General features: G+C 67.0%; 19 protein-coding genes. 2 read left to right on the forward strand and 17 right to left on the reverse strand.

The genetic code is table 11. The features are described 5' to 3' along the window. Position 1: 1 nt before the first annotated feature. The 17 genes from AAD027_RS00515 to AAD027_RS00595 all read right to left on the reverse strand — a co-directional run bounded on the left by AAD027_RS00515 (position 2) and on the right by AAD027_RS00595 (position 14,056). Positions 2-580 (reverse strand): RNA polymerase sigma factor, encoded by a 579-nt coding sequence (locus AAD027_RS00515; RefSeq protein ID WP_341724058.1) that lies wholly within the window; start codon positions 578-580, stop codon positions 2-4. A 207-nt stretch (positions 581-787) separates the two neighbouring features. Next, positions 788-1,693: a P-type conjugative transfer ATPase TrbB gene (gene trbB / locus AAD027_RS00520; protein WP_341724721.1), complete on the reverse strand. Its 906-nt coding sequence runs from the start codon at positions 1,691-1,693 to the stop codon at positions 788-790. Between the two features lie 44 nt (positions 1,694-1,737). After that, positions 1,738-2,199 carry a CopG family transcriptional regulator gene (locus AAD027_RS00525; protein WP_341724059.1) on the reverse strand — a complete coding sequence of 154 codons (462 nt, stop codon included), beginning with the start codon at positions 2,197-2,199 and terminating at the stop codon, positions 1,738-1,740. Further along, the gene (gene traG, locus AAD027_RS00530) at positions 2,196-4,049 is read right to left on the reverse strand and encodes an IncP-type conjugal transfer protein TraG (RefSeq protein ID WP_425605360.1); all 1,854 of its coding nucleotides are present in this window, start codon (positions 4,047-4,049) and stop codon (positions 2,196-2,198) included. The genes AAD027_RS00525 and traG overlap by 4 nt, the downstream gene beginning before the upstream one ends. A 173-nt stretch (positions 4,050-4,222) precedes the next feature. Beyond that, a complete protein-coding gene (locus AAD027_RS00535) occupies positions 4,223-5,482 on the reverse strand; it encodes a DUF3363 domain-containing protein (RefSeq protein ID WP_341724060.1) in 1,260 nt (419 codons plus the stop codon). 285 nt (positions 5,483-5,767) lie between these two features. Further along, a complete protein-coding gene (locus AAD027_RS00540) occupies positions 5,768-6,874 on the reverse strand; it encodes a reverse transcriptase family protein (RefSeq protein ID WP_341724061.1) in 1,107 nt (368 codons plus the stop codon). 213 nt (positions 6,875-7,087) lie between these two features. After that, positions 7,088-8,440, reverse strand: coding sequence for a phosphoribosyltransferase-like protein (locus AAD027_RS00545; RefSeq protein ID WP_341724062.1), 1,353 nt, complete (start codon positions 8,438-8,440; stop codon positions 7,088-7,090). A 359-nt stretch (positions 8,441-8,799) separates the two neighbouring features. Continuing rightward, positions 8,800-9,423, reverse strand: a complete 624-nt coding sequence (locus tag AAD027_RS00550) for a lytic transglycosylase domain-containing protein (protein WP_341724063.1) — start codon at positions 9,421-9,423, stop codon at positions 8,800-8,802. 17 nt (positions 9,424-9,440) lie between these two features. Further along, the gene (locus tag AAD027_RS00555; RefSeq protein WP_341724064.1) at positions 9,441-9,950 is read right to left on the reverse strand and encodes a S26 family signal peptidase; all 510 of its coding nucleotides are present in this window, start codon (positions 9,948-9,950) and stop codon (positions 9,441-9,443) included. Further along, positions 9,947-10,399, reverse strand: a complete 453-nt coding sequence (locus AAD027_RS00560; protein ID WP_341724065.1) for a DUF2840 domain-containing protein — start codon at positions 10,397-10,399, stop codon at positions 9,947-9,949. The genes AAD027_RS00555 and AAD027_RS00560 overlap by 4 nt, the downstream gene beginning before the upstream one ends. Continuing rightward, the gene (locus AAD027_RS00565) at positions 10,396-10,629 is read right to left on the reverse strand and encodes a chromosome partitioning protein ParB (RefSeq protein ID WP_341724066.1); all 234 of its coding nucleotides are present in this window, start codon (positions 10,627-10,629) and stop codon (positions 10,396-10,398) included. The genes AAD027_RS00560 and AAD027_RS00565 overlap by 4 nt, the downstream gene beginning before the upstream one ends. Further along, positions 10,626-11,276: a ParA family partition ATPase gene (parA, locus tag AAD027_RS00570; RefSeq protein WP_341724067.1), complete on the reverse strand. Its 651-nt coding sequence runs from the start codon at positions 11,274-11,276 to the stop codon at positions 10,626-10,628. The genes AAD027_RS00565 and parA overlap by 4 nt, the downstream gene beginning before the upstream one ends. Before the next feature lie 241 nt (positions 11,277-11,517). Beyond that, positions 11,518-12,381 carry a replication initiator protein A gene (locus AAD027_RS00575; RefSeq protein WP_341724068.1) on the reverse strand — a complete coding sequence of 288 codons (864 nt, stop codon included), beginning with the start codon at positions 12,379-12,381 and terminating at the stop codon, positions 11,518-11,520. A 9-nt stretch (positions 12,382-12,390) separates the two neighbouring features. Continuing rightward, entirely contained in the window at positions 12,391-12,618 is a 228-nt protein-coding gene (locus AAD027_RS00580; protein WP_341724069.1) for a helix-turn-helix domain-containing protein, read from the reverse strand. 112 nt (positions 12,619-12,730) lie between these two features. Continuing rightward, positions 12,731-13,219 carry a DUF2285 domain-containing protein gene (locus AAD027_RS00585; protein ID WP_341724070.1) on the reverse strand — a complete coding sequence of 163 codons (489 nt, stop codon included), beginning with the start codon at positions 13,217-13,219 and terminating at the stop codon, positions 12,731-12,733. Between the two features lie 55 nt (positions 13,220-13,274). Then, the gene (locus AAD027_RS00590) at positions 13,275-13,463 is read right to left on the reverse strand and encodes a transcriptional regulator domain-containing protein (protein ID WP_341724071.1); all 189 of its coding nucleotides are present in this window, start codon (positions 13,461-13,463) and stop codon (positions 13,275-13,277) included. A gap of 179 nt (positions 13,464-13,642) precedes the next feature. Further along, positions 13,643-14,056, reverse strand: a complete 414-nt coding sequence (locus tag AAD027_RS00595; protein ID WP_425605361.1) for a DUF2958 domain-containing protein — start codon at positions 14,054-14,056, stop codon at positions 13,643-13,645. A gap of 259 nt (positions 14,057-14,315) precedes the next feature. Here AAD027_RS00595 and AAD027_RS00600 point away from each other — a divergent pair, with 259 nt between their 5' ends. Then, the gene (locus AAD027_RS00600; RefSeq protein WP_341724072.1) at positions 14,316-14,606 is read left to right on the forward strand and encodes a helix-turn-helix domain-containing protein; all 291 of its coding nucleotides are present in this window, start codon (positions 14,316-14,318) and stop codon (positions 14,604-14,606) included. Further along, positions 14,603-15,565, forward strand: coding sequence for an anti-phage phospholipase (locus AAD027_RS00605; protein WP_341724073.1), 963 nt, complete (start codon positions 14,603-14,605; stop codon positions 15,563-15,565). Before AAD027_RS00600 ends, AAD027_RS00605 begins: the two co-directional genes overlap by 4 nt. Positions 15,566-15,568: the final 3 nt, after the last annotated feature.

Consider the following 15,568-nt stretch of genomic DNA (forward strand, 5'->3'; position numbering starts at 1 on the left):
CCTATGACGTGACCGGGGCCGGTTTACCCAACTGCCTGCGCAGCGCGGCCAGGGCCTTGGTCATGTGTTTCTCCACCGCCTTGAGCGAAATCCCGCAGGTCTCGGCCACCTGGACGTAGGTCATGCCCTCGACCCGGTTGAGCAGGAAGATTTCCTGACAACGCGGCGACAGGGTCAGGATGACCTCGGCCACGGCCGCCAGTTCCTCCTGCTGGGCGAGGTGCTCGTCGTGCGCCGGTTCGTCCGTGGGCGCAGCATCCAACGCATCGTCAATCGTGACGTGCCCGGCGGCGTGATGGCTGCGGGCGTAGCGATGCTGGTCGTTGGCGACGTTGACGGCGATTCGGTACAGCAGCCGCTTCCAGGCTTCCGGGGGTTCGCTGTCGCGATAGCGGATCATCCGGATCAGGCTTTCCTGCACGGCATCCTGCGCATCCTCGTCCGTGGGCAGGCGAGTGATCAGGAACTTGAACAGCGCCTCGCGTTCGTCGCGCAGGAATGCCTCGAAACGCTCATCCAACGGCGACCCGGCGGCTTGCGCCACCGCATTGATCCAGGTTGGTTGCGTGCCGTTGCTCATCGGTCCCGATCCATCGCGCCCGCATCGGGCGCTACAGGGCAACTGCAGCACCGGAAAACGCGGGTTTATGGATCGATCATCGAGCGCACATCGCTACAAATCAAGCATTTGCGCGACTTCAGATGAAATTCGCGCATCCTGCTCCAGACAGGTAGGGTGAACTCGCTCGCGCCACGTCTTATAGGGTTGGATGAGGCAACAGCGCCGCTACGCGGGCTCCAATCGATAGTCCTGTCCCTCCAATCCGGTCACCCACGCGATCTCGCGCACGCGCCGGGCACCGCCCCGCCCTTCCAGGCAGACGACGAGGTCGATCGCCTCGGCGATCAGCGGACGCGGCACGGTGACCACGGCTTCCTGGATCAGTTGCTCGAAACGGAACAGGCCGCCGCGCGCCGAGTCGCCGTGGATCGAGGCGATGCCGCCCGGATGCCCGGTGCCCCAGGCCTTCAGCAGGTCCAGGGCCTCTGGCCCACGCACTTCGCCGACAATGATCCGGTCCGGCCGCAGCCGCAGGATCGAGCGCACCAGCCGCGCCATCGTCGCGACGCCCGGCTTGGTGCGCAGCGCCACATGGTCGTCGGACAGGGAGCGCAGTTCCACGGTGTCCTCCAGCACGATCACGCGGTCACGGGTCTCGGCGATCACCTCCAGCAACGCATTGATCAGCGTGGTCTTGCCGGTGGAGGTGCCACCGACGATCACGATGTTCTTGCGCTCCAGCACTGCGCTGCGAAGCAGGTCGGCCTGCGCCTGCGTCATCACGCCGTCGGCGACGTACTGGGGCAGCGGGATCACGCTGCGGGCATGCTTGCGGATGGCGAACGTCGGCGCCCGCGCCACCGGCGGCAGCAGGCCCTCGAAGCGTTCACCAGTTTCCGGCAACTCTGCCGACAGCACGGGATCGCCGGCGTGGACTTCCATGCGCACATGAGCGGCGACCAGCCGGATGATGCGCTCGGCGTCCTGCGGCGAGACGGTGACGCCGGTCGGCGCGCGTCCGCTGCGCAGCCTGTCCAGCCAGAGCGCGCCGTCTGGGTTGACCATGACCTCGATCACCTGCGGATCCTCCAGCGCGGCGGCGATGGCCGGCCCCATCGCGGTACGCAGCATGCGGATCTGGCGATCGGCGGCGATGGCGCTATCGGTCGGTTCGCTTAGCCCGGATCCGCGCACGAATCATCCTCCTGCGCGGGCGCGTCGAACGCCGATTCGTCCGGAGTGCATTCCTCGATCGCCTGGCGCACCCGCGTACCCCGCTGCAGGTGCAGCGCGAGCTGTTCGATGAATTGCTCGAAGCGCGCCCTGCCCTGCGCCCGTGCGGCGTCGACGTGCGCCTCGGGCAGCGGCGCGGTGACCGAGAGGTAGTGGCGGATGTGCAGCGCCAGCGTCTCGGTCAGGATCATCTGGTCGCGTTCCAGCCGGTCGAGCTGGCGCGAGAGCCGGTCCAGACGACGCGCGATGGCCGCCTCGCGGCGGTCGGCGTTGTCGGGCGACAGGAACGAGGCCAGCGACGCGGCGACGATGCTGGACTTGGACACACCGCGGGTGGCGGCCAGTTCGGCCAGGCGCCGCGCATGTTCGCGCTCGAGGAAGATGTTGAGGCGGCTGCGGCTCATAGCGGCAACCGCTCGTAGCGAAGATCGTCTGCGCGGTCGTCCGCAAGCTCCGCATCCGCCGCGTCGCCCGGGTCGTCGTCCGGCACGGCCGCGCGGTCGATGACGCAGCCCTCCCAGTCGTGCAGACGCGGCGCGGGCGCGTCGGCGTAGCCGCCGATTGATAGGTTGGCGGCCGGCAACACGCGTTCGGCCAGGTTGCGGTCGGCGAAGTACCGCAGCTTGCGGGCGCGCAGCGGTGGGTGCCCGGCCACCAGCACCAGTTCCTCGTCCGGCGGTAGCTGCATCACCTCGCCCGGCGTCAGCAGCGGCCGCGGCGCCGCCTGCTGAGACACGTTCACGTGCTCCAGCCACAGCGACATGCGGTCGCCGCCGTAGCTGCGGCTGGCGCGAACCTCGGTCGCCGTGCCCAGCGATTCCGACAGCCGTTTCGCGGTGCGCTCGTCGTTGGGCGCGAACGCGACGCGGACGTGGCAGTTGTCGAGGATGGCGTTGCTCTGGCCGTAGGCCTGTTCGATCTGGTTGAGCGACTGCGCGATCAGCAGCGCCCGCATCCGGTAGCCGGCCATGAACGCCAGGGCCTCCTCGAAGAAGTCCAACCGGCCGAGCGCAGGAAATTCGTCCAGCACCCATAGCAATCGATGCTGCCCGTCGATATCCGCGGCACGTGCCCACCGCTGCCACCAGCGCCGCGGCGCGGCTTCCACCGGCGGCAGGGTCTCGGTCAGGCGCCGGCCAATCTGGTTGAGCAGCAGGCGCACCAACGGGCGCGTGCGCGAGATGTCCGACGGCGGCACCACCAGGTACAGCGAGACCGGCAGGCTGGCCGACATCAGGTCGGCGATGCGCCAGTCGCAGCGGGAGGTGACGGCGGCGACGGTGGGGTCGTGGTACAGGCCGAGGAAGCTCATCGCGGTGGACAGCACACCGGAGCGTTCATTGGCGCTGCGGTTGAGCATCTCGCGTGCCGCCGACGCGACGACCGGATGCGGCCGGTCGCCCAGGTGCGGGGTGCGCATCATCGCGGCGAAGGTGCGCTCGATCGGGCGCGCCGGATCGGACAGGAAGTCGGCGACGCCGGGCAGGCTCTTGTCCGGCTCGGCGTAGAGCACGTGTAGGATGGCACCGACCAGCAGTGCGTGCGAGGTCTTCTCCCAGTGGTTGCGCCGCTCCAGCGCACCCTCCGGATCCACCAGCAGGTCGGCGATGTTCTGCACGTCGCGCACCTCCTGCGCGCCGCGGCGGACTTCCAGCAGCGGGTTGTACGCTGCCGAGCGCGGGTCCGTGGGATTGAAGTAGAGGCAGTGGGAGAAGCGCGCGCGCCAGCCGGACGTGAGCTGCCAGTGCTCGCCCTTGATGTCGTGTATGACCGTCGAGCGCGGCCAGGTCAGCAGCGTCGGCACCACCAGACCCGCACCCTTGCCGGATCGTGTCGGCGCGATGGCGGCCACGTGTTCCGGGCCGTCGTGACGCAGGTATTCGCCGCCCAATTTGCCGAGGAAGATGCCCGAGCGCGAGAGCAGTCCGGCCTCCTTCGCGTCGACCTTCGTCGCCCAACGCGCAGTGCCGTAGGTGGTTGGCGGTGCCTGCCGACCACTCCAGGCGCGACCGGCCAACGCCACCGCGGTGGCCAGCATGCCGCCGCCGGCCGCGATCAGTCCGCCGAGGTTGAAAGTACGCGGCGCCAGCGCGTCGAAGGCCAGCCACCACGGGAACAACTGCCAGGGCGGGTAAACCGGGATGCCGTTCACCACGAACCACGGTGACCCGAGGCGCGGGGCGTATCGAAGCGTATGCGCCACCCATTGCGTCGCCAGCCACAGGCTCGCCAGCACGATTGCCGCGACCAGCATTCCGTGGATCCATCGCTTGCTTCCCGACATTGCGCACCTCGGCTCCCAACTCGCGAGCCTTGGCATCCTTGGGGTCTGCGCCGTTCCTGTGGATGGAGAAACCACCAGTGTCCCGCCTCCTCCGGCTTTCCCCATAAGACGGTGCGAGCGTGGATTTTCCCTATCCGTGCGCGCTACCGACCAATCTGCGGTGTGCGCTGGATCACAGCCAGGACGCGGTGAGGCGCCCGCGGCATCTGACGAATGGTCACCTGCGCTCCGCGCGCATAGCGCGACAGGTCCACGCGATTGCCGAGATCGACGTAATGCGCGCGACCATCCGCGCCCGCGACGATGAGGTAGCCTCGCTCGTGCAGTTCGTCGCTCAGGCCGCTGGCTAGGATCTTTCCCCGCAGAGTGCGCCCGCTCGCCGGATCCCAGATCGCGTGCTCCTGCTGCTGGGCGCCGAGCTTGCGTTGCATCGTGCGGATGATGTCGCCGCGCTCGCCCATCGTCCGCAGGGTGCGTTCGGAATCCGGATGCAGCGACCAGGCGGCGCCGCGCTGGCGCTCGGCGAGCCCCAGTTTGGCCAGATGGTCCAGGCGCCCGATCAGCTTGGCCCGGTGCCGGCGCTTGCCGAGGTCGCCGGGCACGTCGCGCAGGTTGACGATGCCGTTCTGGGCGCTGCCGGTGAGCGCGCGGTCCAACGCAGTCCACCGGTTCTGCTGCACTTCGCGTCCGAGCTGCCGTTCGATCTCGCGCTGCGTGCGCGGCCCCAGCCAGTCGGTCGCCAACTCCGCGGCGCGCAGGCGCATGCCGTGGCTGATGTACTCGCGGGCGATGATGAGGTCCGCGCCCAGTTCGTCCTTGCCGCGCAGGACGATGTGCGTATGTGGATCGTCGGTATCCCAGTGGTCCACGGCCACCCAGTCCAGCCTGGTGCCGAGGTCGCGTTCGACCTGCGCCATGTGCGCGCGGGTGAAGGCGGTCAGGTCGCCGATCTCGTTGCCGTCGTCCGGCGAGAGGATGAACCGGAACTGGTGGCGGTCGCCGCGGCCGCGCTGCTCGAAGGTGTTGCCGTCGGCGCGGTCCGTCTCCGGACCGTAGAGTTGGCCACGGCCACCCTCGCGGGTCACGCCGTCGCGTTCGATGTAGCGCAGGTGCTTCTGCGTGGAGCGCCCTCCGGCGTGTTTCAGCACCACCAGCCGCGCCTTGACGATGGCGAGGCGCGAGCACGGGCCGAGCGACTGCCCGGCCAAGCGCGCAGCGACGTGGCCCCGGCCGCGACCCGCGCCTGCGCGCGCACCGGCGGATGTCAGCAGCCGCTGCGGGGAGCGCCCGGCCTTGGAGGTCGCCTTGAGAACTTGGCTGATGAAGCGCGGCGTACGCCCAGAGCCGTGGTCTCGCGGCGGCGCCGGACGCGCGCGGAAATACTCGTCCTCGCGGTCAGCCACGCTCGTACCGACTCTTATTCTTCCCATTCTCCGCGGACACGCATCGCGCAATCAGATTCGGATACGAAATCAGTACTCCTTACCGCCGTCGAAGGGAACCAACTCCAGCGTAGACGCCAGTGTTTGTCCATCGTCAGGCCCGCTTCTCAGATGCACGGGCTGCATTCAGCGGTTCGAAGTTCGCCCTGCCTTAGCAACGGACAGGGAATGTCAGGCTCCTCCTATCAAACTTCTCCGGCACTGGTGGCGGGGCTCTCCAACATTCCGAATCCACCGATGGTATTGCTATGCCGGCATGACGAACGGAGTCGGCCAATCAATTCCACGCAGCCTGCGACGCACTTTCTTTCCCCATACAGGGTCTACGCCGATCGCGAATGCGGCGAGTCCGAAGAGATGATTTTGAAGGCCGACGACGGAGTCGAATCCTCGCGCTTGCGCGTGCTGAGCCGGTCCGAGTCGCTCTAGAAAGTGGAGGTGCATCCTCATCCGATCGCGAAACTCGCGCGTCAATCGTGGCTGCTCGCCATCGACGAGCAGCCCCAGCACAAGCTTCCTCGCGCCAGGCGGGATGACGCGGGTCTTGGTACGGTTCGGGTACAGGCCGAACGGAAGCATCGCCTCGTAACACCCACCGATCACGCTCATGGCGCGTTGGCGCGAGAACTCGCGACCGTGGAACGACAAGGTCATATCGTCCGCATAGCGGGTGTAGCGCAGGCCCTCGCGCTGTGCGATCTCGCTCATGGCCCCATCCAGGTCGCGCGCCGCCAGATTGGCGAGTATCGGGCTCGTTGGCGCGCCTTGCGGAAGGTGGCCGAAACGCTCGTTCCCATATGTAGGTATCGCGAAATGCTGGCCTTTCTTCAGCCGCCGGACGTTGCCGGTGGGCCGCAGTCTGGTGCAGATCCGCGCCATCTCGAACGCGACGAGCGGTTGGTAGCCCAGGTCCAGGAACGCCGAATACACTGCCGGCTCCAGTATGGAATCGAAGAAGTTGGTGATATCTAGCTTGATCAGCCAACTCGCCTGGCAGTGCGGCGCCGCCGCCCCTGAGATGGAGCAATCCTTGCCATAGGCCTTGCTGGACGGGTGCGCAGACGCATGGATCAGGATGTTGTGGTGGATCCAGCGTTGCGCACGGAGCAGCAGCGGTGTCGGCACGCATATGTGGCGCTTGCGATCTCCGTGACCGCGATGCTCGCGTCTCAACGCGAACACTTTGTAGGGATCCAGTTCCTTGTCCCTTGTCACCACTCCTCTCAGGAAGGGGTAGGGCACGTCGGTCAGGTGCGCCAGATGTCCGAGCGTCAGCACGACAGCGGCCTTGGGCGTGCGCGCCTGCAGGATCTGGGTGGTCTTCCGGATCGCGTCTTCGATCTGTGTGGGCATCGCCAAGGCCGCTGAAGGGAGCGCTGGGAGCCCGGGTCGGCGTCTACCTTTGGGCCCGCCCTGGCGGGCCATCGCCGCTAGCACTGCGAGCCACCACAGCGTGATCGCGGTGATGTCCCTCCAGCACTGCGGAAGCTCTTTCGAAGGGTCGCGGAAATCCGCACCCCGGAACTCGGAGACCGAGTTCGACCCTTGGAGTTTCCTCCACGGACACTAGACGCGCGACACCGGGCTCCTCAGCTGTTTCGGATGATACCCGACCGGGTTGCCGGCAGCGATGGGCTTCGGCCCGGGCCGTGGTGGCCGCGACAGGTCGCGCAGCAAGCCGTGGCCCTGCGGCGTCAACCGGCATTGGGGGTCGGCGAGACCGTCTGCCTGGATCCTTTCAAGCGCCTGTCCCAGGTCCTGCACGGACAGCCCCGTTGTGCCGGCCAGTTCGCTAATATCCCGCCGTCCCTGTCGCAGTGCGGCCAGCACTATTACTCCATTCTGCCGTGACTCGTCGCTGCGGCGGAAGGGCTTGCTTTGCGCAATTCCGGAAAACTTCAGTGCTTCCAATGCCAGCCGCACACGATCCTGCCTGCGCATGCGCAGACCCTGCGTGAAAACATCGCGCGTGCGACGAGCGGGAAACAGCGGGAACCAGGGATCCGACTTGCGCTTGCTCTCCTCGATGAAGATCGCGGGTGCGTTATTCGGGCAGGAGTGCTCGAATGCCATCAGGACTTCGGCATCGCCAAAACCCAGTGCTCGCTTGGCCGAGGGAGAACGGCGCCGGCACAGCCCGCGCACCGCTTCCCGTTTGCTGCCCTTGAAGGCGGTGGCAATGGTCGGACAACCGGAAACCACGATAAGGTCTGGTTTCGTGCGTAGCGACCGCACCAGCTTGGCGCCCCGCTTGGTGGCGCTGAACGCCACGATGCAGAACCGGATCAGGCCAAGGTTGTGCCACGCCCGAATCGTACGCACTCGCCAAAGGCTCTGCAGCATCGAACGGACACGTGTTGCCGAGCCAATGAAGTCGGTCAGGATCACCACGCGACGCACTTGGCTCTTCCTCATCTCCTCTGCCGAAGGATGCACGAGCAAGCGTCCGTGACTTCCACGTGCCGCACCGGTTGCAATCGTGGCGAGAATGCCCTCGCTGCCGACCTCTTGCTGATCCCTGCGGGGGGCATCCACTGGCGCCAGAGCGGCGCCCTTCGCCCTGAGCCGGGACTTCTTGTCTCCGGGCATCTTCACCTTGGCTTCCTTGTACATCTTGGCAGGCGCAGTGACACGGTATGAGTAGGTCACCGGCTTGCCGACATTCGCATGCCCGTTGCTCGTTCGCGCTGGACACGTTACGCGCTTGACGATGCTCCGCTTCGGAATCGCCCGCTCCACAAAAACGGCGACAACCTCATTCTTCGCGAGATCGAGCAGGGCTTGGCTGAGGCCGGTGTCCAATTCGCTGTGCGTGACCAGCCTGAACTTACCGAGCATCTCGCGCGCCAGCACATGCTCGCGTTCGTCGCGAAACTGCTGCAGCCACAAGGACGCTGCGGAGGTGCCAAGCAAGCTCATGCAGACACGGGCCGTGGAAAGTCGCAACAGCCTGCCGCAGCGGCGGGGAGCGAGTCAAACGTCCCGTTGCGATCCTCACCCTCGGCATTCCATTGCATTCGCACCGACACCGACGCGCGGCCACCAGCGTGGGGAACCCCGCCGGATCGGTCGCTTGGCTGCACCAGCGTATACAGGCGCGAGCGGCACGCAGCAATTCCCGCGCGATGAGGGACTTAGACGACGCGACAGCACGCACCTTGAATGCTACGTGCCGCGACAAACCCAACCCGGACAAGCACTTGTCCCCGCGGCCGTGCCGCCTCCTTCTATCTTGCCTGCCACCTCCAACGCACAAGTCCCCCGATACCAAGACAGATTCACGGTTGCACATGCGAGGCCTCCCCTCGTGGACGCGCGTGTCGCAAGGGAACGAACAGACGCGAATGGGGCGACGCAGGCGTTTCGCCGTGCGCCGTGCGGTTCGGGTGAGTGATCGCGAACAAGCTGTCCCCTGCCGCATCGGGCGAATCTGCAGCGTGTGACGCACCGTCCAAGCCCGCCGCCGCGGAGACCTGCACGAGATAGCGCCGTGTCTCCATCGGCAGCGGGGCCGCATGCAGTACGTGCGCGGTGTAGCGGCCGGGGCCAGCGTGGTAGGCGGCGAAGGCGCCGGGCACGCCGAAACGATCGGCCATCTCGCGCAGGTAGGCGGCGCCGGCGAGGATGTTCTCGCGCGGATCGTGTGGGTCGTCGCCGAAGCCGTGGCGCCGGCGCAGTTCGGCCCATGTCGCCGGCATGATCTGCATCAACCCCATCGCGCCTGCGTGCGAAACGATCGGGCGGCCATTGAGGTGCGTACAGCCCGCGCTCTCGGCACGCATCACCGCGCGAACCCACGGTTCCGGTACCGCGTAGCGCTGCGAGGCCTCGGCGATGTGCGGCGCCCACTGCGCGAGGCCGCAGCCGTGCGCGGGCGCGGCAACGGCCGCCGTCAGCAGCACGGCGCAGGCGAGATGCCTCACCAGGTCCACAACGGCACCGCTTCGCCGAGGATCGCATCGCGCCCGACCGGCCCGAAGTAGCGGCTGTCGAACGAGGCCGGGTGCCCGGATGCAATTAGGAACACCTCGTCCGGCGCCAGCGTGCGGCAGCCAGGCCAAGCCGCCAGCGGCCGGCCGGCGCCGTCGCGTTCGCGCACCAGGGCGACGACGCGGTCGTCAATACGGACGAGTCCGTCGCGCACGCAGGCGTGCTGATCGCCGACCGCGCCGATCCGCTTGAGGATCGGCAGGTGCAGCGGCAGGTAGCCGCGCCGGTGCGCCAGGTGCGCGGCGTCGGCCGGCAGCCGGGCGAAGACCGGCGTGCCCGGCCGCCCGTCGCGCAGCGGCCACCAGGCATACCAGCCGCGCGGCGCGCTGTCGCTGGGGTTGTAGACCAGCCGTGCCGGCCACAGCGCGCAGGCGGCGACGCCGATCAGCAGCACCGCGGCCGCCGCCACACCCAGCAGCCGGCGTTGCCGGCGCGTCACGACAGCAGGCTCCGGCGCAGCGTCGCGGCCGCGTGCTCGGCGGCGGTGTAGACCGGCAGCGCGGCGCCGGCGACAAGGCGCTGGTGCAGAACGCGCCAGTAGTCTTCGCTCACCTCTTCCGGCGGGATGCGCTGGGCTTCGATCGCGGCGATCGCGCTCAGCGCCTGCGCGGTCTTCGACGCGGTGGTGGCGTGCAGCAGCAGCTGTGCGCCCGGGGCGATACCCGGCAGGCAGACCACGCGCTCGCCGGGGCCGGCGGCGCGCAGCACGGCAAGCCGCTGCCGGCCGTCGCCACCGTGTTCGACGCGGGCGAAGACCGCGCCGGGCGGGAAGTAGACGCAGCGCGACCGATCCTCCGGCGCGTCCTCCCACAGCGACCGGCCGAAGCGCAGCCACGCCGACGCGCAATCCGGCACGCAAGTCAGCGCGACGCGGGTCAGCGGCGTCATGACGCGTCCCTGCCCTCGCCGTACTCGCGTTCGAGCAAGACCCGCAGCATCTCCGCGACGGTGAGGCCGCGCTGGAAGGCGATGACCTTGATCCGGCTGCGCAGCGCCGGGGTGACGTCGATGGTCATGCGCGCGGTGAAGCCGTCGTTGCGGCCGCTGCCGCGCACCCAGGCGTCCGCGCTGGCCTCGCGCGAGGGCCGCGGCCCGAGGCCGATGCGGCGCGCGCTCATCGCAGCCACCCGCGCACTTCATCGCCGAAGCGGGCGATCTCCTGCGCGGCCGGGCAGGCGTCGTCGATCTCGTCGACGAGCTGCCCGAGCGCGGCGGCTTCAGCGAACACCACGCGCTGGCTGACGGTCGAGGCCAGCACCGGCATCGCCTGCGGCGTGGTGTCCTGTTCGAGCGCCTGGCGCACTTCGCGCCCGATCAGCGTGCGCACGACGCAGCGGTTGACGATGAAGGCCGCCTTCAGCCACGGCTTGAACAGACGCGCCTCGTTGACCAGAGCGACGATCTCGCTGGAGGCCCACACGTCGTAGGGCGAGGGTTGCACCGGCACGAGCACCAGATCGGCGGCGAGGATCGCAGAACGCGCCAGCGCGGTGACGCGCGGCGGGCCGTCGATGACGACGTGGTCGGCGCGGCGTGCCAGTTCCGGCACTTCCTCGTGTAGCGTTTCGCGCGCGAGACCGATCACGCCGAAGCGCCTGCGCCGGCCGCCGTGGCTGCGCTTCTGCGCCCAGTCCAGCGCGGAGCCCTGCGGATCGGCGTCGATGACGACGACCTGCTTGCCGCCGTTGCCGAGTTCGCCAGCGAGATGAGTGGCGAGCGTGGTCTTGCCCACGCCGCCCTTCTGGTTGAGCAGCGCGACGATCATCGCCGTCTTCCTCCGCGGTTGCGGTGGAATCGGATTGGATGCGCCGTCGATCTGTCGCGTGGACGCAGTTGTCCACTGTCGCGGCGGACGCCTACCACCGTTATGCTTTTAAGCGTTAGAGCGTTACGGGCTGCGCAAGTGTGCGTGCGCGCTGGCGTTTTCGCGCGTTCGCACGTGTGATAGCACGAGGATTCCACGTGTGATGGCACGTGATTCGGCACGTGTGATGGCACGACGATGTTCACAGGCTTTCCCGACGTTGCCCACAGTGCCGCGGCGGCACGCGTCCTGCGGACGGCACGCGACGGAACAGGAGCGTTTCGTTCGTCATGCGATCGCGCTCCACGTGGAGCACGTAGCCGGGCAGCGGTTGGCGCTTCGCGATCCGCCGCAACCAGAGCGCGAAGTCGGCAGAGTCCATCTGGCTGCCGGACTTGGCGTGCAAGTGGCGGAAGTCGAAGCGCCAGCCGGCGCGCTGCGAGCCGCCGTGCTTGCGCACCAGCCGGTACAGCCAACGCTCGATGCCGCCTGAAAGCCGGAAGTACGCCGGGTCGATGGTCAGCACCAGTGCGCGCTCGACGACGCCGGTGTAGAACCAGTCCGGCAGGATCAGTTCGACGCCAAGCGGCCGGCCGCTGCGGTCGGCGCGCTCCTTCCACTCGTTGAGCCAGGAGAAGCGGTGCAGACGCGGCCCGGTATTCTCGCGGATCGAGGTCGCCACGCTGGTGGATTGCAGGCGGTCGAAGGCGGCGCGCAGCCGCTGGTAGTCGCGCAGCGACGTGCCACGACCGACGAAGCGCAGGATCTCGTAGGGCGTGGTGACGATCCGGCGCGAGGTCGGCAGGCCGGCGTCGCGCGCCTGCATCCACTGCGAAGCTGCCCAGATCAGCACGTCCGCGTCCCAGATCGTGGCGATGCCGTGTTCGACTGTGCCCTCCACGCGCACCGTCACGCCGCCGCTGCGGAAGTCGATCGGCCGCGTGCGCCGCGACTTCGCCAGCGAGAAGAACGGCCAGGCCATCAGATCCTGCGCGTCGCGCGGCGCGAAGTCGCCGGGCAACGCGCGGAACCGCGCCAGCGGTGTGTGGTCGCGTTCTCTGGACACCGCGCACGCTCAACGCACCGGGTAGTTGGGATCTGAAGTCGATTCGCAGGTGCGCGCGACCGACCAAGCCTCAAGGTCGGCGACCGCGTACAACACGCGGCGTCCGAACTTGCGGAACGGCGGCCCGCCGCCGATCACGCGCTGCTTCTCCAGCGTGCGCGGCGAGAGCTTGAGCCAGGCGGCTGCCTCGGCATTGGTCAGATAGCGCGGTGCGCTCTCGGGGGCGGTCGATGCCATCGCGGCGTGCTCCGTCGGCGGCAGGCGCAAGGCTGCCGGTACAGGGCACGGTCGCCGCGTGCAGCGGTGCGGCGAAGGGAGAATCGGCGCGTGCGCGCGGCCCTCCGCGTAGTCAGTCCAACAAGGTGCGGTACTGCCCTTCCATCAATGCGCGGCCGCGCTGGATCAGGTAGCGCAGCTGCGCACGCAGCTCGCTGTCGGCCGTCCAGTTCCCAGCCACGCGCGCCTCGCCGAACACGGCGTTGGCGATCTCCCGCTGCGGTGCGCCGGCGACCGCGCCGTCCAGCGCCTGCAAGGCGCGGGCATGCACGATCGCGCTGCGCGACGGTCGCGAGATCGAGGCGCGAGTGCCTACACGCGGCCGGCGCAGCAGGCCGAACGCGAGGTCGAGCATGGCGTGCGCCCGCTGTACTTTCGCGCCGACCGACACCGCGCAGGCGAAGCGGTCTCCATCGCACAGTGCCTCGGACAACAGCAGGCCAACCACCTCATTTCCGGCACGGACGTGAAGACGTAAATCCGTATCGTCGGCTGTCAGTAGCTTGCTTCCGGGGATCGCCCAGAGGTCGAAATGGGCCGCGGCCGGATCGTCGTCCGGCACCAGTCGCGTCCATCGACCATGCCGGCGATGCCAGATCGGCCGCGCATCGCGCGCATCAAGCGTCGGGTCTTCCGGGAAAGGACAACCCCCAGTGCGCGACGTCGCCCGTGCCGTGCACGGCACGCGACCAGTCGGCGCGGTAGTGGGGATTGCGGCGCAGGAATTCCCACGCCAGGCCCGGTCCCTTCAGGTGCAGCACATACAGGTAGGCAGCCGAGGGCTGCCAGGCGGTGTCATCCGTCATGGCGCGATTCCCACGGGATCAAACTTGGCGAGTATCGCGGCTCGCGAGGCGTGCACGATGAATCGAATGGGAACCGGCCGGAAAGTGCAAGTTGCAGACGTGCCGGCTGCGGCACGCCTGAAATGCACTACTTGCTGAAAAGCGTAACGACGTAATTGCGGCAATGCGCCGTGCCGTGATTACGGTTGAATCGCACCTGCGTCGCGCGCCTCTCGCAGATAGATGCTGAGCGGTTGGCGGGCTGCAAAGTCGATATCGCAGCGGATCTGATCGCCGGCAACGCTGGCAAGGTCCGACAGGCGCACGTAGTCCAGCGTTGGTGTCCCCAGGCCGAGGTCACACAGGCCGTACGCAAGATCCGGATCATCGGGATCGAGCTCGGTCAGCAGCCACGAAGCCGGACCATCGACGACGAACAGCCGGACCACGGGGTACGGGTCGTGGTCTTCATCGTTGGCTGTACGTGCGCCGTTGGCCAGCAATCGGGCACGCAACTGGCTGGATATCAGATTCACGTCGTCGTTCGCGGATTCAACCCGTCCCCCCAACAGCTTACGCAAAGCCGTCGATCCGGCTTTGCGGTTCCGCGGCATTTCACCATTCCGCCATGACGGCTGTACGGCAAGATCCCCGGGCGCCGGTCCCTGACCGCGCGCAGGCATCTTCCGGAAATTTCTCCGGCATGGGAAGCAACGGCTGTCCAGATGGCGCAAGAATCAGGGCCGTGCGCAACAGCCGAATAGCGCCCGACCGTCAGTCGGCCGTGTGCTGGCGACGGACTGTTGAACACTATAGATTGTAGCCCTATAGGACGCAAGCGGTTGTCATTCTGGGATTTGGCGGACTCCCAGAATGAAGGCGAAACCCTCCCTGCCCGCGGCGCTCAAGACCATCCGCAAGGCCCGCGGCCTGAGCCAGGAAGCGTTCTCGGACGTGTCCAGCCGCACCTACATGAGTTCGCTGGAGCGGGGGTTGAAGAGCCCGACGTTGAACAAGCTCGAAGAACTGTGCGAGGTGATGGGGGTGCATCCATTGACGCTGTTGACCTTGGCGTATGCGGGCTGCGACTCGCAGAAGACAGATCAGGTCCTGCAGTCGGTCGGAAGGGAATTGGACGCCATCTTGAGCGAGACCGGCGAATGACTGATTCACCCCAAGGGGATCCATCCCAAGTAGCGCACCAGGACGACGGCATATGCCGCATCCTTGCCTTGGACGGCGGCGGCGCGAAAGGCTTCTACACGCTCGGCGTGCTCAAGGAAATCGAGGCCATGCTTGGGTGCCCGCTCCACCAGCGATTCGATCTGGTCTTCGGGACTAGCACGGGAGCGATCATCGCCGCATTGATCGCGCTTGGCTACGAAATAGATCCGATCCACGATCTCTACAAATCGCACGTTCCGAACATCATGGCGCGCAAAGGGGCTGCCGCCAAAACTGCGGCGTTGCAGAATTTGGCCGGAGAGGTGTTCGGCGACAAGACCTTCGACGATGTACTGACTGGTATCGGCATAGTCGCAACGCGCTGGGCCACCGAGAAGCCGATGATCTTCAAGGCTAGCGTTGCCCAAGCGCACGGCCGCAAGGCGACGTTCAAGCCAGGCTTCGGCGTGAGCATCGCGGATGCCGTTCAAGCGTCGTGTTCCGCCTATCCCTTCTTCGAACGAAAGATCGTCACGACCTCCGACGGAAACAGAATCGAGTTGATAGATGGCGGCTACTGCGCGAACAACCCGACGCTTTTTGCGATCGCTGATGCAACGGCTGCGCTGAACAAGGAAAGAAAGGATATCCGCGTCGTGAACGTCGGCGTCGGCATCTATCCGGAGCCGAAACCTGGTCTGCTGATGAAGATCGCGAAGAAGTGGCTCGCGGTTCAGTTGTTGCAAAAGACCCTGGAGATCAATACGCAGTCGCTGGATCAACTGCGCGAAGTATTGTTCAAGGATGTTGCGACAATCCGGATAAGCGACACCTTCGAGCGCCCTGAAATGGCAACGGACCTCATGGAACACGACCTGGACAAACTGAACATGCTTCGCCAATGCGGCAGCGAGTCGTTCGCTGCCCGCGAAACGCAACTGAAAGAACTCCTCCTCTGAGAG

It is taken from the genome of Pseudoxanthomonas putridarboris, assembly GCF_038321125.1.
GTDB lineage: Bacteria > Pseudomonadota > Gammaproteobacteria > Xanthomonadales > Xanthomonadaceae > Pseudoxanthomonas_A > Pseudoxanthomonas_A putridarboris.